General features: G+C 63.4%; 29 protein-coding genes. 1 reads left to right on the top strand and 28 read right to left on the bottom strand.

The annotated features are described in order from the left end of the window. Window positions 1-5 precede the first annotated feature (5 nt). From rpsE to rpsL, 23 genes are all read right to left on the bottom strand, one after another. The gene (rpsE, locus tag ACSBM8_RS03320) at window positions 6-722 is read right to left on the bottom strand and encodes a 30S ribosomal protein S5 (RefSeq protein ID WP_442680241.1); all 717 of its coding nucleotides are present in this window, start codon (window positions 720-722) and stop codon (window positions 6-8) included. Beyond that, window positions 723-1,079, bottom strand: coding sequence for a 50S ribosomal protein L18 (gene rplR, locus ACSBM8_RS03315; protein WP_442680240.1), 357 nt, complete (start codon window positions 1,077-1,079; stop codon window positions 723-725). Continuing rightward, window positions 1,079-1,612 (bottom strand): 50S ribosomal protein L6, encoded by a 534-nt coding sequence (rplF, locus tag ACSBM8_RS03310; RefSeq protein ID WP_442680239.1) that lies wholly within the window; start codon window positions 1,610-1,612, stop codon window positions 1,079-1,081. Before rplF ends, rplR begins: the two co-directional genes overlap by 1 nt. Continuing rightward, on the bottom strand, window positions 1,612-2,007 hold the full coding sequence (gene rpsH / locus ACSBM8_RS03305) for a 30S ribosomal protein S8 (RefSeq protein WP_442680238.1): 396 nt from the start codon (window positions 2,005-2,007) through the stop codon (window positions 1,612-1,614). Before rpsH ends, rplF begins: the two co-directional genes overlap by 1 nt. 11 nt (window positions 2,008-2,018) lie before the next feature. Further along, window positions 2,019-2,324, bottom strand: a complete 306-nt coding sequence (gene rpsN, locus ACSBM8_RS03300) for a 30S ribosomal protein S14 (RefSeq protein ID WP_116091446.1) — start codon at window positions 2,322-2,324, stop codon at window positions 2,019-2,021. Window positions 2,325-2,374: 50 nt separating this feature from the next. After that, window positions 2,375-2,959: a 50S ribosomal protein L5 gene (gene rplE / locus ACSBM8_RS03295; protein WP_442680237.1), complete on the bottom strand. Its 585-nt coding sequence runs from the start codon at window positions 2,957-2,959 to the stop codon at window positions 2,375-2,377. Beyond that, entirely contained in the window at window positions 2,952-3,269 is a 318-nt protein-coding gene (gene rplX, locus ACSBM8_RS03290) for a 50S ribosomal protein L24 (protein ID WP_442680236.1), read from the bottom strand. Before rplX ends, rplE begins: the two co-directional genes overlap by 8 nt. Beyond that, window positions 3,269-3,640 (bottom strand): 50S ribosomal protein L14, encoded by a 372-nt coding sequence (gene rplN, locus ACSBM8_RS03285; RefSeq protein WP_116091443.1) that lies wholly within the window; start codon window positions 3,638-3,640, stop codon window positions 3,269-3,271. The genes rplX and rplN overlap by 1 nt, the downstream gene beginning before the upstream one ends. 15 nt (window positions 3,641-3,655) lie before the next feature. After that, window positions 3,656-3,916, bottom strand: a complete 261-nt coding sequence (gene rpsQ, locus ACSBM8_RS03280) for a 30S ribosomal protein S17 (protein WP_116091442.1) — start codon at window positions 3,914-3,916, stop codon at window positions 3,656-3,658. A 9-nt stretch (window positions 3,917-3,925) separates the two neighbouring features. After that, complete coding sequence (gene rpmC, locus ACSBM8_RS03275) at window positions 3,926-4,141, bottom strand: 50S ribosomal protein L29 (protein ID WP_442680235.1); 216 nt, start codon at window positions 4,139-4,141, stop codon at window positions 3,926-3,928. A gap of 4 nt (window positions 4,142-4,145) precedes the next feature. Further along, a complete protein-coding gene (gene rplP, locus ACSBM8_RS03270; protein WP_116091440.1) occupies window positions 4,146-4,577 on the bottom strand; it encodes a 50S ribosomal protein L16 in 432 nt (143 codons plus the stop codon). Between the two features lie 63 nt (window positions 4,578-4,640). Beyond that, window positions 4,641-5,336: a 30S ribosomal protein S3 gene (gene rpsC, locus ACSBM8_RS03265; protein ID WP_420136725.1), complete on the bottom strand. Its 696-nt coding sequence runs from the start codon at window positions 5,334-5,336 to the stop codon at window positions 4,641-4,643. Further along, window positions 5,336-5,713 carry a 50S ribosomal protein L22 gene (rplV, locus tag ACSBM8_RS03260; protein ID WP_442680234.1) on the bottom strand — a complete coding sequence of 126 codons (378 nt, stop codon included), beginning with the start codon at window positions 5,711-5,713 and terminating at the stop codon, window positions 5,336-5,338. Before rplV ends, rpsC begins: the two co-directional genes overlap by 1 nt. Continuing rightward, the gene (gene rpsS, locus ACSBM8_RS03255; RefSeq protein WP_442680233.1) at window positions 5,713-5,988 is read right to left on the bottom strand and encodes a 30S ribosomal protein S19; all 276 of its coding nucleotides are present in this window, start codon (window positions 5,986-5,988) and stop codon (window positions 5,713-5,715) included. Before rpsS ends, rplV begins: the two co-directional genes overlap by 1 nt. Before the next feature lie 2 nt (window positions 5,989-5,990). After that, the gene (gene rplB / locus ACSBM8_RS03250) at window positions 5,991-6,830 is read right to left on the bottom strand and encodes a 50S ribosomal protein L2 (protein ID WP_442680232.1); all 840 of its coding nucleotides are present in this window, start codon (window positions 6,828-6,830) and stop codon (window positions 5,991-5,993) included. After that, window positions 6,830-7,150: a 50S ribosomal protein L23 gene (locus ACSBM8_RS03245; RefSeq protein WP_442680231.1), complete on the bottom strand. Its 321-nt coding sequence runs from the start codon at window positions 7,148-7,150 to the stop codon at window positions 6,830-6,832. The genes rplB and ACSBM8_RS03245 overlap by 1 nt, the downstream gene beginning before the upstream one ends. Then, window positions 7,143-7,772, bottom strand: coding sequence for a 50S ribosomal protein L4 (gene rplD / locus ACSBM8_RS03240; protein WP_442680230.1), 630 nt, complete (start codon window positions 7,770-7,772; stop codon window positions 7,143-7,145). The genes ACSBM8_RS03245 and rplD overlap by 8 nt, the downstream gene beginning before the upstream one ends. Window positions 7,773-7,774: 2 nt before the next feature. Continuing rightward, window positions 7,775-8,521: a 50S ribosomal protein L3 gene (gene rplC, locus ACSBM8_RS03235; RefSeq protein WP_442680229.1), complete on the bottom strand. Its 747-nt coding sequence runs from the start codon at window positions 8,519-8,521 to the stop codon at window positions 7,775-7,777. A 300-nt stretch (window positions 8,522-8,821) separates the two neighbouring features. Then, a complete protein-coding gene (rpsJ, locus tag ACSBM8_RS03230; RefSeq protein ID WP_116091432.1) occupies window positions 8,822-9,130 on the bottom strand; it encodes a 30S ribosomal protein S10 in 309 nt (102 codons plus the stop codon). Between the two features lie 195 nt (window positions 9,131-9,325). After that, a complete protein-coding gene (gene tuf, locus ACSBM8_RS03225; RefSeq protein WP_442680228.1) occupies window positions 9,326-10,516 on the bottom strand; it encodes an elongation factor Tu in 1,191 nt (396 codons plus the stop codon). 80 nt (window positions 10,517-10,596) lie between these two features. Further along, window positions 10,597-12,672 (bottom strand): elongation factor G, encoded by a 2,076-nt coding sequence (gene fusA, locus ACSBM8_RS03220; RefSeq protein WP_442680227.1) that lies wholly within the window; start codon window positions 12,670-12,672, stop codon window positions 10,597-10,599. 90 nt (window positions 12,673-12,762) lie between these two features. After that, window positions 12,763-13,233 carry a 30S ribosomal protein S7 gene (gene rpsG, locus ACSBM8_RS03215; RefSeq protein ID WP_442680226.1) on the bottom strand — a complete coding sequence of 157 codons (471 nt, stop codon included), beginning with the start codon at window positions 13,231-13,233 and terminating at the stop codon, window positions 12,763-12,765. A gap of 55 nt (window positions 13,234-13,288) precedes the next feature. After that, window positions 13,289-13,660, bottom strand: a complete 372-nt coding sequence (gene rpsL / locus ACSBM8_RS03210) for a 30S ribosomal protein S12 (protein WP_442681476.1) — start codon at window positions 13,658-13,660, stop codon at window positions 13,289-13,291. Window positions 13,661-14,142: 482 nt separating this feature from the next. Between rpsL and ACSBM8_RS03205 the strand changes: the two genes are divergently transcribed. Then, window positions 14,143-15,633, top strand: a complete 1,491-nt coding sequence (locus ACSBM8_RS03205; protein WP_442680225.1) for an ArnT family glycosyltransferase — start codon at window positions 14,143-14,145, stop codon at window positions 15,631-15,633. Here ACSBM8_RS03205 and ACSBM8_RS03200 read toward each other — a convergent pair. From ACSBM8_RS03200 to bla, 5 genes are all read right to left on the bottom strand, one after another. After that, window positions 15,608-16,519 (bottom strand): cation diffusion facilitator family transporter, encoded by a 912-nt coding sequence (locus tag ACSBM8_RS03200; protein ID WP_442680224.1) that lies wholly within the window; start codon window positions 16,517-16,519, stop codon window positions 15,608-15,610. The two genes, ACSBM8_RS03205 and ACSBM8_RS03200, sit on opposite strands and share 26 nt — an antisense overlap. Beyond that, window positions 16,519-17,802 carry a Xaa-Pro dipeptidase gene (locus tag ACSBM8_RS03195; protein WP_442680223.1) on the bottom strand — a complete coding sequence of 428 codons (1,284 nt, stop codon included), beginning with the start codon at window positions 17,800-17,802 and terminating at the stop codon, window positions 16,519-16,521. Before ACSBM8_RS03195 ends, ACSBM8_RS03200 begins: the two co-directional genes overlap by 1 nt. A gap of 96 nt (window positions 17,803-17,898) precedes the next feature. Continuing rightward, window positions 17,899-19,374, bottom strand: coding sequence for a hypothetical protein (locus ACSBM8_RS03190; RefSeq protein ID WP_442680222.1), 1,476 nt, complete (start codon window positions 19,372-19,374; stop codon window positions 17,899-17,901). A gap of 106 nt (window positions 19,375-19,480) precedes the next feature. Further along, window positions 19,481-20,257, bottom strand: a complete 777-nt coding sequence (locus ACSBM8_RS03185; RefSeq protein WP_442680221.1) for an alpha/beta hydrolase — start codon at window positions 20,255-20,257, stop codon at window positions 19,481-19,483. A 140-nt stretch (window positions 20,258-20,397) separates the two neighbouring features. After that, window positions 20,398-21,318, bottom strand: coding sequence for a subclass B3 metallo-beta-lactamase (gene bla, locus ACSBM8_RS03180; protein ID WP_442680220.1), 921 nt, complete (start codon window positions 21,316-21,318; stop codon window positions 20,398-20,400). Between the last annotated feature and the right edge of the window lie 70 nt (window positions 21,319-21,388).

Raw genomic sequence — 21,388 nt, 5'->3', positions numbered from 1 at the left:
CTGTCTTACTCCGCCACGGCCGCGGCGTCGGCTTCGGCAACCTCGATCGAGGCGCCACCGCGACGCAGCAGCTCGGCGATCTTCTTGCCGCGGCGCTGTGCAACCGAGCGCGGGCTCGTCTGCTCGCCGAGCGCCTCGAAGGTCGCACGAATCATGTTGTAGGGATTGCTGGTGCCGACCGACTTGGTCACCACGTCATGCACACCCAGGCTCTCGAACACGGCGCGCATCGGGCCGCCGGCGATGATGCCGGTACCGGCAGGTGCCGTGCGGACATAGACGCGACCCGCACCGAAATGGCCCATGCCATCATGGTGCAGCGTGCGGCCATCCTTCAGCGGGACGCGGATCATGGCCTTCTTGGCCGCCGCGGTCGCCTTGGAAATAGCTTCCGGCACTTCGCGCGCCTTGCCGTGGCCGAAGCCGACCCGGCCGGAGCCGTCGCCGACGACGACCAGTGCCGCAAAGCCGAAGCGCTTGCCGCCCTTAACCGTCTTCGAGACACGATTGATGTGAACCAGCTTCTCGACCAGCTCTTCGCCGCCCTCGTCACGGTTATTGTCGCGACGATTGCGGTCGTTGCGGCCACGGCCACCACCACTGCGATTGTCGTTTCCGCCACGGCCACGGCCGCCACGCGGACCACGGCCCTCGCGCGGAGCGCCTTCGGTCGCCGCGGGGGCGTCGGCCACGGGGGCCTCGTTCTGAACTTCGTCAGCCATTTAGAACTCCAATCCGCCTTCGCGGGCGGCATCGGCGAGCGCCTTGACGCGCCCGTGGAACAGGAAGCCGCCGCGATCGAACACGACGGTCGTCACGCCGGCTGCCTTCGCACGCTCGGCAACACGCTTACCGACCGACTGTGCAGCGTCGACATTGGCGCCGGACGTGGCACGCACGTCCTTTTCCAGCGTCGAGGCAGCTGCGACGGTGGTGCCCGCCGCATCGTCAATGATCTGCGCATAGATATGCTTGCCGGAACGGTGGACCGACAGGCGCGGACGCTGACCGCCACGTGCCTTCAGCGCGGTGCGCACGCGGCGACGGCGCCGCTCGAACAGAGAAAGACCCTTGGCCATTACTTCTTCTTCCCTTCCTTACGGAAGATGAACTCGCCGGCATATTTGATGCCCTTGCCCTTGTAAGGCTCGGGCTTGCGCCAGCGGCGGATCTCCGCGGCCACCTGGCCAACCTGCTGCTTATCGATTCCGGAAATGTTGACCGTGGTCTGATCCGGCGTCGCGATCGTGATCCCTTCCGGGATCGCGAAGTCGACATCGTGGCTGTAACCGAGCTGCAGCTTCAGGTTCTTGCCCTGAACGTTGGCGCGATAGCCCACGCCGGTGATCAGGAGCTGCTTGGTGTAGCCCTCCGTCACGCCGGTGATCAGGTTCGCGATCCGCGTGCGCTGCATACCCCAGAAGGAGCGTGCCCGCTTGGTGTCGTTCGCAGGCGTCACCGTGACACCGCCATCGCCGATGTCGTAGGAGACGTCGTCGAGCAGGTCGAGCGTGAGCGTGCCCTTGGCACCCTTCACGGTCAGCGTCTTGCCTTCGATCTGCGCGGTCACACCGGCAGGAACGGGAACCGGCTTTTTACCGATGCGGCTCATCAGAATACCTCCGCGAGCACTTCGCCACCGACATTCTGGTCGCGCGCTTCCGCGTCGGACAGAACGCCACGCGGCGTCGAAACGATGGTCATGCCCAGGCCGTTGCGGACCCGCGGCAGTTCCTTGGAACCCGAATAGACGCGACGGCCCGGCTTCGAGATGCGCGCAACATGCTGGATCGCAGGCTGGCCCTCGAAATATTTGAGCTCGATGCGCAGACCGGGATGCTCGCCGAGCTGCTCTTCCGAGTAGCCACGGATATAGCCTTCGCGCTGCAGCACATCCAGCACGCGCGCACGCAGCTTCGAAGCGGGAGACACGACGCTATCCTTGCGGGCACGCTGGCCGTTGCGGATGCGGGTGAGCAGATCGCCCAGGGGATCAGTGATCGACATATATCAGACCCTTACCAGCTCGACTTGACCACGCCGGGGATCATCCCGCGCGTTGCCAGGTGACGCAGCATAACGCGCGCCAGGCCGAACTTACGATAGACAGCACGCGGGCGGCCGGTGATCGCGCAGCGGTTGCGCACGCGCGTCGGATTTCCGTTCGCGGGGATCTCGGCCATCTTCAGGCGTGCTTCCCAGCGCTCCTGAAAGTCCTTGGACTCGTCGTCCGCAATCGCCCGCAGACGGGCATATTTGCCCGCATACTTCTTAACGAGCTTCTTGCGACGCTCATTCTTGTTAATCGAACTCAGTTTCGCCATCGACTTAAGTCCTTGAACCTCCCCCAGCCTTGCTGGGGGACGGGATAGATTTACGCAGCCTTCTTCTCTTCAACGACAGGCTGCGGGAACGGGAAACCGAACAGGCGGAGAAGCTCGCGCGCCTCCTCGTCGGTCTTTGCGGAGGTCGCGACGATCACGTCCATACCGCGAACCTGATCGACCTCGTCATAGCTGATTTCCGGGAAAATCAGCTGCTCCTTCAGGCCGGTCGCATAATTGCCGCGGCCGTCGAACGCTTTGTCGTTCAGGCCACGGAAATCGCGAACGCGCGGCAGCGCGATCGTGACGAAGCGGTCGAGGAATTCGTACATACGCTCACGGCGCAAGGTCACCTTGCAGCCGATCGGCATGCCTTCACGCAGCTTGAACTGCGCGATCGACTTCTTCGCCTTGGTCACGACGGCCTTCTGGCCGGCGATCTTGGTCATCTCGGCCGCAGCCTTCTCGACCTTCTTCTTGTCCTGGGTGGCTTCGCCAACGCCCATGTTCAGCACGATCTTCTCGAGCTGGGGCACTTCCATGACATTCTTATAGCCGAACTTCTCGGTCATCGCCTTGACGATGCTGTCTTCATACAGCTTCTTCAGGCGGGGTTGGTTGGCTGCATCAGCCATCGATTTTCTCCCCGGTCTTGACCGCAACGCGGACCTTCTTGCCGTCCTGCGTCTCGAAACGAACGCGCGTCGGCTTGCCGTCCTTGGTCGCGATCGCGACCTTGGAAATGTGCATCGGTGCCTCGCGACGCTCCAGGCCACCCTGCGGGTTCGCCTGGGTCGGCTTGCGATGACGGGTCGCGATGTTCACGCCCGACACGACAACCTTGCCGTCCTTCGGCATGGCCTTGGTGACATCACCGGTCTTGCCCTTGTCCTTGCCGGACAGGACGACGACGCGGTCACCCTTCTTGATCCTTGCAGCAGACATCACAGCACCTCAGGCGCGAGCGAAATGATCTTCATGTGACCGGCAGCGCGCAGTTCGCGCACGACCGGGCCGAAGATACGGGTGCCGATCGGCTCCCCGTTATTCTTGTTGATGAGCACGGCGGCATTGCCGTCGAAGCGGATGGTCGAGCCGTCGGCGCGATTGATGTCCTTGGCGGTACGCACGATCACCGCACGGTGAACGTCGCCCTTCTTGACCTTGGCGCGCGGCGCGGCTTCCTTGATCGAAACGACGATCACGTCGCCGACCGAAGCGAAACGACGCTTGGACCCGCCCAGCACCTTGATGCACTGGACGCGCTTCGCACCCGAATTGTCAGCTACGTCCAGGTTGGACTGCATCTGAATCATTGTGTCAGTCCTTCCTTACGCTGCGGCGGCCGGCGACTGCGCGCCAACTTCACCGATGACCTTCCACGTCTTCAACTTGGAGATCGGTGCGCATTCTTCGATGCGGACCGTCTGGCCTTCCTTGAACACGTTGCCCTCATCATGGGCATGATACTTCTTCGAACGCTTGATGATCTTGCCATACAGCGGGTGCTTCACCCGCCGCTCGACCGAGACTACCACCGTCTTGTCGGTCTTGTCGGAGACCACCGTTCCCGTCAGCACGCGCTTCGGCATGTGATGCTCCTACTTGCTGGCCGCAGCCGCGCGAGCGGTCTGCAGTGTCTTGATCTGAGCGATCGTGCGGCGCACCTGGCGAACGCGGCTCGGCTTTTCGAGCTGGTTCGTGGCTGCCTGAAAGCGCAGGTTGAATTGCTCCCGCTTCAGCTCGCCGAGCTGGGTCGAAAGCTGATCGTCGGTTGCGACCTTGAGATCGCCAAGGGTCTGGGATGCCTTCGCCATTGTCTTACACAGCCTCGTGCACGGACTCGCCCAGACGGGCGACGACCTTGGTCTTGATCGGGAGCTTTTCCATCGCCCGCTCGAAAGCGACGCGAGCGATCGGGCCCGGAACGCCGTCCAGCTCGAACAGGATACGGCCCGGCTTGACGCGGGCGACCCAGAATTCGGGCGCGCCCTTACCGGAGCCCATGCGGACTTCGGCCGGCTTCGACGAAACCGGAATATCCGGGAAAATGCGAATCCACAAACGCCCCTGGCGCTTGATGTGACGCGTGATCGCGCGGCGAGCCGCTTCGATCTGGCGGGCAGTGATCCGCTCCGGCTCGAGCGCCTTGAGCCCGAACGCGCCGAAATTGAGCGCGGTCCCGCCCTTGGCGTCGCCATGGATGCGGCCCTTATGGGCCTTACGGAACTTGGTGCGCTTCGGTTGCAGCATGTCTTATCTAACCTTCTGACACCGTGACGACGGCCGATCAGGCAGACTGATAGGAAGATCCTATCAGCGCGCCGGACGGACCCCCGAGGTCTGAGCTTCCATCATGAGGCGGTCTTGCGCGAGCGGGTCGTGGCCGAGGATCTCACCCTTGAAGATCCAGACCTTGACGCCGCAAACGCCATAGGCGGTGTGCGCCTCGGCCTCGGCATAATCGACGTTCGCGCGCAGCGTATGCAGCGGCACGCGACCTTCGCGGTACCATTCGGTACGGGCGATCTCCGCGCCGCCCAAACGGCCGGCGCAGGTGATACGAATGCCCTCGGCACCGAGACGCAACGCCGACTGAACCGCACGCTTCATGGCGCGGCGGAAGGCGATACGGCGCTCGAGCTGATCGGCGACGCCCTGGGCAACGAGCTTGCTGTCGATTTCCGGCTTGCGGATCTCGACAATGTTCAGGCTCACCTCGGACGAGGTCATCTTGCCGAGCGTGCGACGCAGCTTCTCGATGTCCGCGCCCTTCTTGCCGATGATCACGCCGGGGCGTGCGGCATAGACGGAAATGCGGGCCAGCTTCGCCGGGCGCTCGATCACGACCTTCGAGATCGCGGCCTGCGGATGCGTCTTGAAGATGTACTGGCGGATCTTCAGATCCTCCAGCAGCAGCTTCGCATAGCTCTCGCCCTCGGCATACCAACGGCTGTCCCAGGTGCGGTTGATCTGCAGCCGCATACCAATCGGGTTGGACTTATGACCCATTATGCTTCTTCCTGCTCGCGGACGACCACGCGAAGGCGGCTGAACGGCTTGACGATGCGGGCGCTGCGGCCGCGGGCGCGAGTGGCAAAGCGCTTCATGACGAGGCCCTTGCCGACCGATGCTTCCTGTACGACCAGCGCGTCGATGTCGAGATTGTGATTGTTCTCGGCATTCGCAATGGCCGAGGCCAGGCACTTGCGCACATCGACAGCCATCGCCTTCGTCGAGAAGGACAGGATGTTGAGCGCGTCGCCGACCTTCTTGCCACGGATCAGACCCGCGACCAGATTGAGCTTGTACGGGCTACCGCGAACCGACGTCGCAACGGCAAGGGCTTCCTTGTCGCCGACCTTACGGGGGGATGCTGGCTTAGACATCAGCGCTTGCCCTTCTTATCCGCGGCATGACCGGGGAAGTAGCGGGTCGGCGCGAACTCGCCGAGCTTCATGCCCACCATGTCCTCGTTGACCGACACCGGCACGAACTTGCGGCCGTTATACACGTTGAACGTCAGGCCTACGAACTGCGGCATGATGGTGGAGCGACGCGACCAGGTCTTGATCGCACCACGTGCGCCACCGTCCTGCGCAGCTACGGCCTTCTTCAGAAGGCTCAGTTCGACGAACGGGCCCTTCCAGACTGAACGAGCCATTGTTAGCCCTTCCTCTTGGTCGAATGACGCGACCGGATGATCATCTTGTCGGTCGATTTGTTCTTGCGGGTACGATGACCCTTGGTCGGCTTGCCCCACGGCGTGACCGGATGACGGCCACCCGAGGTCCGGCCTTCACCACCGCCGTGCGGATGGTCGACCGGGTTCTTGGCGACGCCGCGGGTCAGCGGACGATAACCGAGCCAGCGGTTGCGGCCGGCCTTCGCCAGATTCTGGTTGGCATTGTCCGGGTTGGACACGGCGCCGACCGTGCACATGCAGTTGGAGTGCACGTAGCGCTGCTCGCCCGAATTCAGGCGAACCATGACCATGCCCTTGTCGCGGCCAACAATCTGCACATAAGTGCCTGCCGCACGTGCGATCTGACCGCCCTTGCCGGGCTTCATCTCGACATTGTGGACGATCGTGCCGACCGGCGCCTGGCCGATTTCCATCGCATTGCCCGGCTTCACGTCCGTCTTCTTGGCGGCGACGATCGTGTCGCCAACGGCCAGCCGCTGCGGTGCGATGATGTAGGCGAGTTCGCCATCCTCATACTTCACCAGCGCGATGAACGCCGAACGGTTGGGATCATATTCGATCCGCTCCACCGACGCCGGAGCATCCCACTTGCGACGCTTGAAGTCGATGAAACGATACTTCTGCTTGTGGCCGCCACCAATGCCGCGCGCAGTCGCGTGACCCTGGTTGTTGCGGCCACCCGACTTGGTGAGACCGACGGTCAGCGCCTTGACGGGCTTGCCCTTGTAGAGCGACGAGCGGTCGATCAGGATCAGGCCGCGACGAGCCGGGCTCGTCGGATTGAAATTCTTGAGAGCCATTACTGAATCCCCGCCGTAATGTCGATCTGCTGGCCTTCAGCCAGGGTCACGATCGCTTTCTTGGCATCCGAGCGCTTGTAGGGCTCGCCCTTCCAGCGCTTGGTCTTACCCTTGGTAACGATCGTGTTGACGCCCGTGACCGTGACCGAGAACAGCGCCTCAACGGCGGCCTTGATCTCGGGCTTGGTCGCGTCGCCCGCCACCTTGAACACGACCGCATTATGCTCGGAGAGCATGGTCGACTTCTCGGTGATGTGGGGCGCGAGCACCACGTCGTAGTGACGAATATCAATCGTCGAATTGGCCGGCTTTTTAGCCATTGAAACGCGCCTCCAGCTTCTCGATCGCCGCGCGCGTCAGCACCAGCGTGTCTGCTTTAAGGATGTCGTAGACGTTGGCGCCTACGGCCGGGAGCAGGTTCACGCCGCGCAGGTTACCCGACGCATGCGCGAAGCTGACGTTGATGGCATCGCCGTCAATGACCAGCGCCTTGTTGCCGAAGCCCAAGGTCGCCAGCTGCGTCGCGAGCGTCTTGGTCTTGCCTTCGGCGACATCCAGCGCGTTCAGAACCACCAGATTGCCGTCCTTGGCCTTCGCCGAGAGCGCCATCTTGAGGCCGAGCGCACGAACCTTCTTGTTCAGCGACGGATTGAAGTCACGAACGCGTGCACCATGCGCCTTACCGCCGCCGATGAAGATCGGGGCCGCACGGTCACCGTGACGGGCGGTACCGCCACCCTTCTGGTTGCCCAGACGCTTGCCGGTACGCGCCACATCCGACCGCTCGCGCGTGCCACGGGCCGTGCCGCGGCGCTTTTCGAGCTGCCAGGTGACGACCCGGTGCAGAATGTCCGCACGCGGCTCGACGCCGAATACTGCGTCGTTCAGTTCGATATCGCCGTTCGCCGACGATCCATCGAGGTTCTTGACCTGAACCTTCATGATCAGCCCTCCTGGCCTTCGGCGGCTTCGGGCGTCTCGACGACCGGAGCGGCAGTGTTGCTGTTGCTGTTCGCAGCGGCCTTCAGGCCGGCCGGCTTCGGCGCGTCCTTATGACCGGGAAGCTTGACCGCGTCCTTCACGAGAACCCAGCCACCCTTCGAACCCGGAACCGAGCCCTTGATGTAGAGCAGGCCGCGCTCGACGTCCGTACGGACGATCTCGAGATTCTGCTGCGTGCGATTCTTGTCGCCCATGTGGCCGGCCATCTTCTTGTTCTTGAAGACCTTGCCCGGATCCTGGCGCTGACCGGTCGAACCGAGCGAACGGTGCGAGACCGAAACGCCGTGGGTGGCGCGCAGACCGCCGAAGCCCCAACGCTTCATGCCGCCCTGAAAGCCCTTGCCCTGGGTGCGACCCTGGATGTCGACCATCTGGCCGGCAACGAAATGCTCAGCCGAAATCTCGGCGCCAACATCGAGAAGATTATCCTCGGTGACGCGGAATTCGGCGACATAAGCCTTAGGCTCCACCTCGGCCTTGCCGAAGTGGCCGCGCTGCGGCTTGGAAACATTCTTGGCCTTCGCCACACCCGCGCCGAGCTGCACCGCGACATAACCGTCACGCGCATCTTCCTTGCGGGCAATGACCTGAAGACCATCGAGCTGCAGAACGGTCACGGGCACATGACGCCCGTCGTCCTGGAACAGCCGGGTCATCCCCATCTTCTTCGCGATCACGCCGGTGCGCATGACCAATTCCTTCCAACCAGAGGCTCGTCACCGAAATGGCGAGCTTGCCAACGAAAAAGGCTCCGGGGATTCCCGAAGCCCAGCCCAATGAAACTGCGTGCCCCCGCCTGGGCCAGTATCCAACAAGAAGGTGACGGATCACCCGATTGCTGAAAGCGGGGACGCAGGCAACGCACTCTCCCGAAGGAGGAGGACGTTCGGTATCCCTTTGCTTTCCTGCTTCGACCGCGCCTCGAAAGGCTTATGCGGGAAGCAAAAGCGCCGGCTGGGGTGAATCACCCCGCCAGCGGTGGAAGCTCCTTACGCCAGCTTGATCTCAACATCAACACCCGCTGCAAGATCGAGCTTCATCAAAGCGTCGACGGTTTGCGGGGTCGGCTGCACGATGTCGAGCAGGCGCTTGAACGTGCGGACTTCGAACTGCTCACGCGACTTCTTATCGATGTGCGGTCCACGGTTGACCGTGAACTTCTCGATGCGCGTCGGCAGAGGGATAGGGCCACGGGTCAAGGCGCCGGTGCGGCGCGCGGTGTCGGCGATCTCGCCGGTTGCCTGATCGAGCACGCGATGATCGAACGCCTTCAGGCGAATGCGGATATTGCTGTCCATGGTTCCTACCGATGCGAAAGAGCCTGATGACCCCCTGGTCGCCACCCCAGCGAAGGCTGGGGTCTCATGCGGCAAGCTGCTCACTCACACGCTGAGATGCCAGCCTACGCTGACATGACGGCAAAAGGATCTCTCATAAATAGCAAACCGCCCGACTCCGCTGGGGAGTCGGGCGGCTGCGATGACGTTCGTATATTACGCGGTGATCGCGCTGACAACCCCGGCGCCGACGGTGCGGCCGCCTTCGCGGATCGAGAAACGCAGGCCCTGCTCCATCGCGATCGGTGCGATGAGCTTGACGCCAAGCTTCACGTTGTCGCCCGGCATAACCATCTCGGTGCCCTCGGGGAGGACGACTTCGCCGGTCACGTCGGTCGTGCGGAAGTAGAATTGCGGGCGATAGTTGGCGAAGAACGGCGTGTGACGGCCACCCTCTTCCTTCGACAGCACATAGACTTCCGACGAGAAGTCGGTGTGCGGCTTGATCGAGCCCGGCTTGCACAGGACCTGACCACGCTCGACGTCGTCACGGCCAACGCCGCGGAGCAGCGCGCCGATATTGTCACCGGCCTGGCCGCTGTCGAGCAGCTTGCGGAACATTTCGACGCCGGTGACGACGGTCTTCTTGGTGTCGCTGAGGCCGACGATCTCGACTTCCTCGCCAACCTTGACGACGCCGGTCTCGACGCGGCCGGTCACGACGGTGCCGCGACCCGAGATCGAGAACACGTCCTCGATCGGCATCAGGAACGGCTTGTCGAGCGGACGCTCGGGCTGCGGGATGAACGTGTCGACGGCTTCCATCAGCTTGAGCACGGCAGCATGGCCGATCTCAGGCTTCGTGCCGTTGAGCGCGCAAACAGCGGAGCCCTGGATGACGGGGATGTTGTCGCCGTCGAAATCGTAGGACGAAAGCAGTTCGCGGATTTCCAGCTCGACGAGCTCGAGGATCTCGGCGTCGTCGACCAGGTCAACCTTGTTCATGAACACGACGAGCTGCGGCACGCCGACCTGGCGGGCGAGCAGGATGTGCTCACGGGTCTGCGGCATCGGGCCGTCGGTCGCGGACACGACGAGGATGCCGCCGTCCATCTGCGCGGCGCCCGTGATCATGTTCTTCACATAATCGGCGTGGCCCGGGCAATCGACGTGCGCATAGTGGCGCGCCTGCGTCTCATACTCGACGTGTGCGGTCGAGATCGTGATGCCGCGCTCGCGCTCTTCGGGAGCCTTGTCGATATTCGCATAGTCGACGAAGGTCGCGCCGCCGGTTTCGGCGAGCACCTTGGTGATGGCGGCCGTGAGCGACGTCTTGCCATGGTCGACGTGGCCGATGGTGCCGATATTGCAGTGCGGCTTCGTCCGCTCAAATTTAGCCTTAGCCATGATTTCCTACCTTGCTTCGATATATTGGGAGAAAGGGGCGCGCCCCGCTCGCGGAGCGCGCCAATAGCAGCTTTTTTGGCTTATGCCAGCTTTGCGACGACCTCTTCCGCCACGTTCGCCGGAACCTCGTCATAGTGGCTGAACTGCATCGTGTACTGCGCACGCCCCTGGGTGAAGGAGCGGAGCTGGTTCACGTAGCCGAACATGTTCGCCAGCGGGACCATCGCCTCGACGACCTGGGCATTGCCCCGGCTGTCGGTGCCCTGGATTTGGCCGCGGCGGCTGTTCAAGTCGCCGATAACATCGCCCAGATAATCTTCCGGCGTCACGACCTCGACCTTCATGATAGGCTCGAGGATCTTGATCCCGGACTTCTGCGCCGCTTCGCGCATCGCGCCGCGAGCGGTGATTTCGAACGCCAGCGCCGACGAGTCGACGTCATGGTAAGCACCGTCGGTCAGGGTCGCCGTGAAATCAATGATCGGGAAGCCTATCTTCGATCCGGTCGCCGCGATCTCGCGGATACCCTTCTCGACCGAAGGAATATACTCCTTCGGTACGTTGCCGCCCTTGACCTCATCCTTGAAGATGACGCCCTGGCCGCGCTCGCCCGGCTCGACCGTGATCTTGATGCGACCGAACTGACCCGAACCACCCGACTGCTTCTTGTGGGTGTAATCGACATCGACCTTGCGGCTGAGCGATTCGCGATAGGCCACCTGCGGCGCACCGATGTTCGCCTCGACCTTGAACTCGCGCTTCATGCGATCGACCAGAATCTCGAGATGGAGCTCGCCCATGCCCTTGATGATGGTCTGGCCGCTCTCATTGTCCGAAGACACGCGGAACGACGGATCTTCGCGCGCGAGGCGATTGAGCGCGACGCCCATCTTCTCCTGGTCGGCCTTGGTCTTCGGCTCCACCGAAAGCTCGATCACGGGCTCGGGGAATTCCATCCGCTCGAGGATGATCGGTGCGTTCTGCGCGCAGAGCGTATCACCGGTCGTCGTATCCTTCAGGCCCGCCAGAGCGACGATGTCGCCGGCAAATGCCTCCTGGATGTCCTCGCGGCTGTTGGCATGCATCAGCAGCATGCGGCCAACCTTTTCCTTCTTGTCCTTGACCGAATTCAACACGACCGAGGCCGTATCCATCTTGCCCGAATAGATGCGGGCAAAGGTGAGCGTGCCGACGAACGGATCGTTCATGATCTTAAAGGCGAGCGCGGACATCGGCGCATCGTCGCGCGGCGGGCGCGAATCGGCGGTCTCGCCGTCGAGCTTCAGGCCCTCGACGTCCTTGATGTCCAGCGGGCTGGGCAGATAATCGACGACGCCGTCGAGCAAAGGCTGCACGCCCTTGTTCTTGAACGCCGAACCGCACAGCACCGGCACGAACGAGAAGTTCAGCGTGCCCTTGCGGATCAGCTTCTTGAGCGTAGCCGTATCGGGCTCGTTGCCCTCCAGATACGCTTCCATGATCTCGTCGTCCTGCTCGACCGCCATTTCGATCAGCTCGGAACGCGCGGTGGCAGCGGCATCCGCCATGTCTGCCGGAATGTCCTGATATTCGAACTTCGCACCCAGCGACTCTTCGAGCCAGATGATCGCGCGATTCTCGACCAGGTCGACGAGGCCCTTGAAGCCGCCTTCGATGCCGATCGGGAGATACAGGACGGCCGGACGCGCACCCAGGCGGTCCTTGATCATGTCGACGCAACGCTCGAAGCTCGCGCCGGTACGATCGAGCTTGTTGACGAAGCACATGCGCGGCACGTGATACTTCTCAGCCTGGCGCCATACCGTCTCGGACTGCGGCTCCACGCCGGCAACGCCGTCGAAGCACGCAACCGCGCCGTCGAGCACGCGCAGCGAACGCTCGACTTCGATCGTGAAGTCGACGTGGCCGGGAGTGTCGATGATGTTGATGCGGTGATCGTTCCAGAAGCACGTCGTGGCAGCGGACGTGATCGTGATCCCGCGCTCCTGCTCCTGCTCCATCCAGTCCATGGTGGCGGTGCCCTCATGGACCTCGCCGATCTTATAGGACTTGCCGGTATAATACAGGATGCGCTCGGTCGTGGTCGTCTTGCCGGCATCGATGTGGGCCATGATGCCAATATTGCGATACTTCTCGAGCGGATGGCTGCGGGCCATGACGTGAGCTTCCTTAGCGATGTGGGGAGCCGGACGATCCGGCTCCCCACTATGTAGGTATGATTTGAACGGGCGCTAGAGCGTCCGGCCTTACCAGCGGTAGTGCGAGAAGGCGCGGTTCGCTTCCGCCATGCGGTGCGTGTCTTCGCGCTTCTTCACCGCGTTGCCGCGGTTGTTGGCGGCGTCCATCAGCTCGCCCGACAGGCGCGCCGACATGGTGTGCTCCGAACGACCGCGCGCGGCGGTGATGAGCCAACGAATGGCCAGCGCCTGGCTACGCTCCGGGCGAACCTCGACCGGAACCTGGTAGGTCGCACCACCGACGCGGCGGCTGCGCACTTCGATACCCGGACGGATATTGTTGAGCGCATCGTGGAACACGGCCAGCGGCTCGCGCTTGGCACGGGTCTCGACCGTTTCGAGCGCACCGTACACGATGCTTTCGGCGGTGGACTTCTTGCCGTCGAGCATGACGGAATTCATGAACTTGGACAGCACGACATCCCCGAACTTCGGATCGGGAAGGATTTCGCGCTTTTCTGGACGACGACGACGAGCCATCTTTTCTTCTTTCTCTAAACTTCAGCCGGGTGATCGGACGATCGTGCCGATCGGCTTACTTCGGACGCTTGGCGCCGTACTTGGAGCGGGATTGCTTGCGGTTCTTGACGCCCTGGGTGTCGAGCACGCCGCGCAGAACGTGATAGCGCACACCGGGAAGGTCGCGCACACGGCCGCCGCGGATCAGGACCACGGAGTGCTCCTGCAGATTGTGGCCCTCGCCGGGAATGTAGCTGATCACTTCGCGCGAGTTCGTCAGGCGGACCTTGGCCACCTTACGCAGCGCCGAGTTCGGCTTCTTCGGGGTCGTGGTGTAAACGCGCGTGCAAACGCCACGCTTCTGCGGATTCTTTTCCATCGCAGGCACCTTGGACTTGGCGATCTGCGGTTCACGACCCTTACGGATCAACTGGTTAATCGTTGGCATGAAGCCCTTCACCTTTCACAGGGTTACTTTACCGTGCCAGCACCTCATGCTGCCGTCGAAACGGCGGAATGCGATAACGGCCCAGATGGGGTTTGCCACCCGGGGCCTGCCAAGCATCGGCAATGTTCAGTGCACCCGCATGAGCCCCGATAGGGCCCGCGAGCGAGCGGCCATATAACTGGGGAGCAGCTGAGCGTCAACGGGAGTCCGCGATCGGCGGCGTCTACCGTGTGGAAGGTTCGTTGTAGCGTAGCAATAGACGGAAACGACACATCGGGCCGTTAGGCCCAACACGCTGGCGCGGGCCTCGGTCAAGGCGAGACTAAATGCATATTATACTCGATAAGTTGGCAAGCGGACCGATGAGCCCGCCACATCCCCGCGACGACGGTTCCGCCCCCGCGTCACGCAAGCGGACCGCACGCCCCGCCGGACTCACCTCCTGGAACTTACCGCCCGCCCGAAGCTGGGTCGGCCCCTTGATGTTGCTCGCGCTTGCAATCGCGGTGCGCGGCATCTGGTTTGGCGATCCGGTCATCCAGGTCGACGAACAATATTATTTGGTGATCGGCGACCGCATGCTGCACGGGGCGGTCCCCTATGTGGACATCTGGGATCGAAAGCCGGTTGGGCTTTTCCTGCTCTATGCGGGCATAAGGCTGCTCGGCGGCACGGGCATCTACCAATATCAGATTGTTGCAGCCCTGTTCGCCTGGGCCACCGCGCTGCTCATCCGCAAGCTCGCCAGCAGGGTGGCGAGCGCACGTGCCAGCTGGATCGCGGCGGCGATCTACCTCCTATGGCTCGATTTCTTCACCGGCCAGGGCGGCCAGTCTCCGGTTTTCTATAATGCGTTGATGGCGGGTGCGGGGCTGATAACGCTCAACGCCATGGGCGAGGACGTGAGCCCGACGCGGCGCTTCCGGTTGGGCGCGGTGGCGATGATCCTATGCGGGCTGGCGCTGCAGATCAAATATTCCGCCGTGTTCGAGGGCGTCTTTTTCGGGCTGTCCCTTACCTGGCGGCAATGGCGTGCGAGCGCCAAGCCGGCCAGCACCGTGGCGCAAGCGCTCATCTGGGCCGGGATCGCGCTAATTCCGACCGGCATAATGCTGCTGGCCTATGTGGCGATCGGGCAGACGCAGGCCTTCGTCTATGTGAACTTCGTCTCGATCTTCCAGCGCGGCAACGCGCCGGCGCCGGAACTGCTGCGACGACTTGGCATCATCGTCTTGCTGATGGCGCCACTGCTCCTGGCGCTGCTGATCGCGCGACGTGGACAGCCCTGGCGAACGCACGGCCATCGGGCGCATGCATTTCTGGTGCAATGGTTCGGTGCCGCGACGGTCGGGCTGCTGATCTTTGGTACCTATTACGACCATTATGCGCTGCCGCTGCTGGTGTCGCTCTGCGCAGCGATCGCGCCCGCGTTCGACATCATCCATGGCAAGCGCCGGACCGGACTGCGCCTGGCCGGCATATTGGCGGCAATCGGGGTGATCGCGACGCCGGTAAGCTATTACATCATCACCCTCCGCAAGGGTCAGGCCGACTATATCGAACGGGTCGCATCGATCATCGACCAATCCCGCCACGGCGGATCGCTGTACATCTATGACGGCGAACCGATCCTGTATCTGATCACGCAGGCCCCGGGGGCGACCAAATTCTTCTTCCCCTACCACCTTTCGGAGGCGCTCGAGGCGCCGTCGATCGGCGTCGATCCGACCGCGGAGATGCGGCGGCTGATCGCCACGCACCCGGCCGTGATCGTCGACGGCGTGCTGCAACCGCAATGGCGTACGCCCGAGCGCCTGGAAGAGCAGCGAAAGGCCGCCAATCCGAAGACCCGCCTCATGTTAGACCGCGCCTTGGCACGCGATTACCGGCTGGTCGCCGAAGTGCCCCGGAAGAGATATTTCCGCCGTATCTGGCAATATAAGGGGATCAGGCCGGCCGCGCCTTCGGCTTGATGTAGACGCTGGTGATCTGCGGCCAGGCTTCGCGCAGCGACGCCTCGGTCTCCGCGATCAGGCGCTCCACCACCCCGACTGGCACGTCATCCTCGAAATCGATGCTCGCCGATACATAGACCCGGCGAGGCGCGATATGGATGGTGATGATCTCCTGGACGGCGGTCACTTCCGGGCGCGCCTCGAACGCTGTCCGGATCGCCGCGATCAGGCGCAGATCGGCACGTTCGCCAATCAGCAGCCCCTTCGATTCGCGTGCCAGCATGAAGGCGACGACGGCCAGCGCCACGCCGATTACGATCGAGGCGGCGCCGTCCCACATGGGCTCCCCCGTCCAGTGGGCCAGCGATACGCCGATCGCCGCGATCACCAGCCCGAACAAGGCGGCCGAATCCTCGAACAGCACGATGAACGTCGCCGGATCCTTGGAGCGCCGAATCGCCTGCCACCAGCCGAGATCGCCCTGCGTGCGCCGGAACTCGCGCAAGGCGGTCAGCCACGATGCCCCTTCCAGCAGAAAGGAAACCGCCAGCACGATATAGGCGACGGTCGCATCCTCGACCCGGACCGGGTGCAAAACGTGGTGCACGCCTTCATAGATCGACAGGCCCGCCCCGGTCGCGAAGATCAGGATCGCGACCACGAAACTCCAGAAATAGAGTTCCCGGCCATAGCCCAGCGGATGAAGATCGTCGGGCGGCTTGCGCGACGCCCGCTCGCCATAAAGCAGCAAGAGCTGGTTGGTGGAATCCACGACCGAATGAACGCCCTCGGTCAACATGGCCGAGGATCCCGTCAGCGCGGCCGCGACGAACTTGGCCGCCGCGATGCCGAGATTGGCGGCCAGCGCCGCCAGCAGGACCAGCTTGTTGTTGCTCTCCGCCATCAGCGCGACGGACTGAGCACAACCTGCCCGCCCTTGATCACCCAGGCGGGATGTTCCAGCAGGCGCACATCCGTGCTGGGATCGCCGGCAACCGCGACGATATCGCCGAAGTGGCCGGGGGTCAGCTGGCCGACATCATTGGCGCGATCGAGCGCGATCGCCGCGTCCGAGGTTGCCGCGCGAATCGCCTCCATCGGCGTCATGCCCCATTCGACCATCTTCGCGAATTGCTTGGCATTGTCGCCATGGGGGTAGACCCCCGCATCGGTCCCGAACAACATCTTCACGCCGGCGGCGTGGGCGGCGCGGAAGGTCTGCCGCTGCTTAAGGCCGATCATCTTTTCCTTGGCCAGGCTTTCCGCGAACACGCCATTCTTGGCGCCTTCGGCCAGGATATAATCGTCGTCATAGACGTCCATGTCGAACCATGCCCCATGCGCCTTGGCGAGCTTGAACGATTCGGCATCGGCCAGGCTGGCATGCTCGATCGTATCGACCCCGGCGCGCAACGCATCGTTGATCCCATCCGTGCCATGCGCATGCACCGCGACGCGCATGCCCAGCATATGCGCTTCGTCGACGACCGCCTTGATCTCGTCATAGGACAGCTGCTGCGCGCCGACCGAGTCGGTCTTCGAAAGCACGCCACCGGTCATGCAGACCTTGATCACCTCCGCCCCATATTTGCGCAACGTCCGGACGAGCCCTCTGAACTCGCCCGGGCTGTTGGCGATACCGGGCGCCGGCACCTTCACCGACGGCGGATATTCGGTCGCATCGCAATGGCCGCCGGTGACGCCGATGGCATAGGTTGCGGGCACGATCCGGGGGCCCGCAATATAGCCATGATCGATCGCCTGCTTCAGCGCGACGTCGTCATAATTGCTGGAACCCACCATCCGTACCGTGGTGAACCCCGCGTCCAGCGTCTTCCTGGCATTGGGGACGCCAATCACCGTCCAGAAATTGTCGGTATATTCCAGCCCTTGATAGCCCGATAAGGTCGGATCGCTGGTCAGGTGGACATGCATGTCGATCAGGCCCGGCAGGATCGTGACGTCGCCCAGGTCCACCCGTTTGGCATCGGCCGGAATAATCGGCCGCGCGCTGTTGCCTGCGGCAAGCGCCTGAACGCGCCCGTCGTCGCCGATCACCACCATCGCATTATCGACCAGCACGCCCTTCACGGGATCGATCATATGTGCCGCCGTGACGACCGTCGCAGCCTGTCCCGCGCCTGCAACCAGCCCAAGCGCCATCACACAAGATCGATATATCCGCATAGAATCCCCCATTTGCAGCGCATCCGTCTAACGCTGGGGATCGCGCTGGCAATGCGTAGCACTGCCACCTTGGTGCCTAACGACCGGGTTGACCTCTCACGAGGTCGAGGCGGTGGCCGGCGGCATCACCGGTATATAGACCGGCGCCGCCGCACCAAGCCGCGCCACCAGCCCGATCGCGACCACGGCCAGCACCAGCCCGCCGGAGATGAGGGCACGCCGCCGATCCAGCGCGCGCGCATCGATCAGCAGGATCAGCGCCAACGCTGCCGCCACCATCGACCACAGATGATAACGCAGGTCGCTGGCGATGCTGACGACCGCGAAGCTGCCGCTCATGCACAGGGCGGAAATGGCAAGCGCCCGGCCGAGGCGCGCCTGCGGTTCCGTTCGTCCGGCCGAAGCCCAGGTCAAGGCGCCTGCGATCGCCAGCCAGAAGACCGGCCAGCCCAGGGGTGTCGCCAGCATGATCGTTGCCGCGGATATCAGCAGCCTTGCCCCGGCCGTGGGGCGCGCGCCCAATCCGTCCTTGTTCGGCTCGCTATCGATCGGCGGAATGGCATCCGGCTCCGATCCGCGCACCCAGAAGCGCAGGTTGGAGTTGAGGTGGCTCAAGCGATGCCGCGCATAAGCGACCGGATGGCGCAAGACCTGGCCGATCCAGTCGCGCATCAGATGCGGCTCGGCCCCATCTTCGAAGACAGCCGCCGTGCCGATGCCGCCGCATTGCCGATCTTCCCCGTAGGGATTCCAATAATAGGGGGTGTAGCAGCCTTTCTGCTCCGATTCCGCCCATAAAGCCGGCGGGACGGCAGCGATGCTCGGCAATCGTGCGTAATGCGCGATGCCCGTCATGTCATAGAGCGGCAGCACGCGCTCGACGCCGCTCGGTGCCGCGCGCAAGAGGCGATGATTGATGAAAGGGCTTATCGCCAGCACCGCCAGCGTCAGCACGACGCCGGCCAGCACTTGAACCCATAAGCGGTCGCGCCGCGGCCACCCCGTCAACGCCATCGCAAAGGGTATTGTCGCGAACACCGCATTGCCGCGCACCAGCGTCGCATAGATCAGCAACAGGGCGGTCAGCACCACCGCCGATATCGGCATGTTGCGCCGGTCGAACCGCCAATAGCCGGCCAGCCCGGCCGCGGCGACGAGGCAGCAGGCCATCTGGGCGTCCTTCAACACCACCGTCGTCCAGCCCAGCCACAGCGGCGCGATGCCGACCAGCAATACCAACGCCGCCGCGCCGTGCCGCCGCTGCTGGCCAAGCGCCACCGAGAGCAAGCCCAGGCCCGACCACCACAAGAGCATCTGGACCAGGAAGAACGGGCCGGTGCCGCCATGGATATGGTTCAGCAGCGCCCAGGCATGCGCCATGATCGGCGGGTGCCAATCGTCATAGCTGCCGCTGGCCGCCTGCTGATACTGGGTCACGCTGTCATACATGGCGACGCCTGGAAACCGCATCGCCAGCGCCGCGCAGAACAACAGGGCCGCCGCAACGGCCCAGGGCAAAGGCGATCGCGAACGTCCGACCACCGATCCTGCGGAAGATCTCGCACGCACCATTCGGCCCTCTTAGGGGAGGAGCGTGGGCGACAGGAAGCGCCTTCGGTTCGCTTGCCACGCACTTCGGCGTGCGGCGTGCCCGCCCGGCCTTACCCGGCCGGCGGCGCTAGGGCAGTATGCCGATCGTCTGCAGCCAGCGCTCCGCCAGACCGGGCCAGTCGGTCGCCGGCTTTGCCGGGTCGTGGCGCAGACCGAAGGCGTGCCCGCCCTTGGCGTAGAGATGCATCTCCGTCGGCACGCCCGCTTTCTTCAACGCCAGATAGTAGACCAGCGAATTGTTGACGTCGTCGACCGGATCATCCTCGTTCTGGACGATGAATTGCGGCGGAGTGCTGGCGCTGACGGGCACGTCCGGATTCAGCTGGAACCGCGCTTCGTCGATCCAGAGATGCCCGGGATATAGCGCGATGCCGAAGTCCGGACGCACGCTCGCCCGATCGATCGCGTCCACGGGCGGATAGATGCGGGGCAATGTGCTGGTCGCAGCGACCAGATGCCCGCCCGCCGAAAAGCCGAGCACGCCGATCTTGGAGGGGTCGATGCCCCATTGCCGGGCATGGAAGCGCGTCATCGCGATCGCCCGCTGCGCATCTTCCAGCGCGACCGGGTTGACCGGATAGGGACCCGATCGAGGAGACAAATGGTTACCAGGCACGCGATATTTGACGAGCACGCACGCGACGCCCTTCGCGGTCAGCCAGTCGCAGACGTCGCTCCCTTCCAGATCCATCGCCAGAATCCAGAAGCCACCACCGGGATAGACGATCACAGCCGCGCCAGTGTTACGCCCGGTCGGGCGATACAGCGTCAAGGTCGGGCGTGATACGCGATCAATCTCGATAACCGTCTTGCCGCCAATCTTCGACTTGGGGTCGACCGTCATGGTCTCCGGTCCATTGACCGGTAGCACGTGCGGTGCGGCGCCCGGCCATAACGGCATCTGCGAAGCGCCGTAACCCGGTTGCCAGATTGCCGCCGCGCAAGGTGCCGCGCTTGCCAAGGCCAGCGCAAGACTCAGCCCCCTCACTTGCCCCGCCCCGCTTGTTCGCCGGCGATCCGCTTATCGAACAGATCTTCGGATTGCTCGGCATAGTCGCGGCAGGCATGGGGATCGACATAGGGGTTCGGCTTTGCGCCAGCTTGCAGCTTGGCCGCCTTGATGTCGCCGCCCGATTGGCCGGGATGGGCCGTGATCAGGATGTCGCACGGCAGCGTCTTCATTTTGGCGAAGCTTCGCCGGAAGCCGTCCGTCAGAGCGCGATGCGCCGGATCGGTGAAGCGATACTTTTCGGCGGAGATGGGATTCAGGCTGGCCGAGAACACGACCATCTTGCATTGCCCCGCCTCGCACGATCGCCAGGTCCAGCTGGTGCTGCCCGGCGTGTGGCCCGGCACCGCCACCGCCGTAACGGCAACGTCGCCAAGGCGGATCACGGCGCCATCGCTGACGCCGCGCACCGGCCCGACGCCATGATAATGCGCGCGATATCCCGCCTGCGGATCGTCCGGGGTCGGCCATCCGCTCTGCAGCGCCGGCACCGCCGCCTTACCCGCCACCACGATCGCCCCGGAATCGCGCGCCAAAGCACCGATGCCGCTCGCATGATCGAAATGCGGCTCCGTGCTGAGGATATATTTGACGTCGCGGACCTTGAAGCCGAGCTGCCGGATCTTCGCTTCGATCGCGGCCACACCCTGCGGCAGCGCGCCATCAATCAGGATCAGGCCTGCCGATGTCGTGATAAGGGCGACGTTGAGCCCGCCAAAGCCCACCAGATAGCTATTGCCGTAAATATGGAGCGGCGGCTGGGGCGTCAGCCATTCCCGTGCCGCCTCCGGCGCTACCGGCTGCAACAGGGGGTCGCGAGCGGCGCGCGCCGCCGTCGCCAGCGATGGAAGGACGGACGCCGCGACGCCGATCAAAACAAATCTTGAATAGTTCACCACATGCCTCCCTGATCGATGGGTGGATCATGCGGTGAACAGGCGCGCGCGGACAAAGCATCATATCTCG

It is taken from the genome of Sphingomonas sp. ASY06-1R (assembly GCF_052180265.1).
Taxonomy (GTDB): Bacteria; Pseudomonadota; Alphaproteobacteria; order Sphingomonadales; family Sphingomonadaceae; genus Sphingomonas_I.
The sequence above is the reverse complement of the archived record's forward strand: the minus strand, read 5'-3'. Positions and strand labels throughout refer to the sequence as shown.

Coding starts and splice junctions, on each gene's coding strand:
- rplP (WP_116091440.1), bottom strand. CDS start 4,577: ATGCTGCAACCGAAGCGCACCAAGTTCCGTAAGGCCCATAAGGGCCGC.
- rplC (WP_442680229.1), bottom strand. CDS start 8,521: ATGCGCACCGGCGTGATCGCGAAGAAGATGGGGATGACCCGGCTGTTC.
- rplF (WP_442680239.1), bottom strand. CDS start 1,612: ATGAGCCGCATCGGTAAAAAGCCGGTTCCCGTTCCTGCCGGTGTGACC.
- ACSBM8_RS03200 (WP_442680224.1), bottom strand. CDS start 16,519: ATGGCGGAGAGCAACAACAAGCTGGTCCTGCTGGCGGCGCTGGCCGCC.
- rplE (WP_442680237.1), bottom strand. CDS start 2,959: ATGGCTGATGCAGCCAACCAACCCCGCCTGAAGAAGCTGTATGAAGAC.
- rpsS (WP_442680233.1), bottom strand. CDS start 5,988: ATGGCTCGTTCAGTCTGGAAGGGCCCGTTCGTCGAACTGAGCCTTCTG.
- rpsE (WP_442680241.1), bottom strand. CDS start 722: ATGGCTGACGAAGTTCAGAACGAGGCCCCCGTGGCCGACGCCCCCGCG.
- rplX (WP_442680236.1), bottom strand. CDS start 3,269: ATGTCTGCTGCAAGGATCAAGAAGGGTGACCGCGTCGTCGTCCTGTCC.
- rplR (WP_442680240.1), bottom strand. CDS start 1,079: ATGGCCAAGGGTCTTTCTCTGTTCGAGCGGCGCCGTCGCCGCGTGCGC.
- ACSBM8_RS03190 (WP_442680222.1), bottom strand. CDS start 19,374: ATGGTGCGTGCGAGATCTTCCGCAGGATCGGTGGTCGGACGTTCGCGA.
- rplV (WP_442680234.1), bottom strand. CDS start 5,713: ATGTCTAAGCCAGCATCCCCCCGTAAGGTCGGCGACAAGGAAGCCCTT.
- fusA (WP_442680227.1), bottom strand. CDS start 12,672: ATGGCCCGCAGCCATCCGCTCGAGAAGTATCGCAATATTGGCATCATG.
- ACSBM8_RS03245 (WP_442680231.1), bottom strand. CDS start 7,150: ATGGCTAAAAAGCCGGCCAATTCGACGATTGATATTCGTCACTACGAC.
- ACSBM8_RS03205 (WP_442680225.1), top strand. CDS start 14,143: ATGTTGCTCGCGCTTGCAATCGCGGTGCGCGGCATCTGGTTTGGCGAT.
- rpsQ (WP_116091442.1), bottom strand. CDS start 3,916: ATGCCGAAGCGCGTGCTGACGGGAACGGTGGTCTCCGACAAGACCGAC.
- rplB (WP_442680232.1), bottom strand. CDS start 6,830: ATGGCTCTCAAGAATTTCAATCCGACGAGCCCGGCTCGTCGCGGCCTG.
- rpmC (WP_442680235.1), bottom strand. CDS start 4,141: ATGGCGAAGGCATCCCAGACCCTTGGCGATCTCAAGGTCGCAACCGAC.
- tuf (WP_442680228.1), bottom strand. CDS start 10,516: ATGGCTAAGGCTAAATTTGAGCGGACGAAGCCGCACTGCAATATCGGC.
- rpsJ (WP_116091432.1), bottom strand. CDS start 9,130: ATGGACAGCAATATCCGCATTCGCCTGAAGGCGTTCGATCATCGCGTG.
- rpsC (WP_420136725.1), bottom strand. CDS start 5,336: ATGGGTCATAAGTCCAACCCGATTGGTATGCGGCTGCAGATCAACCGC.
- rplN (WP_116091443.1), bottom strand. CDS start 3,640: ATGATTCAGATGCAGTCCAACCTGGACGTAGCTGACAATTCGGGTGCG.
- rpsN (WP_116091446.1), bottom strand. CDS start 2,324: ATGGCGAAACTGAGTTCGATTAACAAGAATGAGCGTCGCAAGAAGCTC.
- rplD (WP_442680230.1), bottom strand. CDS start 7,772: ATGAAGGTTCAGGTCAAGAACCTCGATGGATCGTCGGCGAACGGCGAT.
- rpsL (WP_442681476.1), bottom strand. CDS start 13,660: ATGCCAACGATTAACCAGTTGATCCGTAAGGGTCGTGAACCGCAGATC.
- rpsG (WP_442680226.1), bottom strand. CDS start 13,233: ATGGCTCGTCGTCGTCGTCCAGAAAAGCGCGAAATCCTTCCCGATCCG.
- rpsH (WP_442680238.1), bottom strand. CDS start 2,007: ATGTCGATCACTGATCCCCTGGGCGATCTGCTCACCCGCATCCGCAAC.
- ACSBM8_RS03195 (WP_442680223.1), bottom strand. CDS start 17,802: ATGCGGATATATCGATCTTGTGTGATGGCGCTTGGGCTGGTTGCAGGC.
- ACSBM8_RS03185 (WP_442680221.1), bottom strand. CDS start 20,257: ATGACGGTCGACCCCAAGTCGAAGATTGGCGGCAAGACGGTTATCGAG.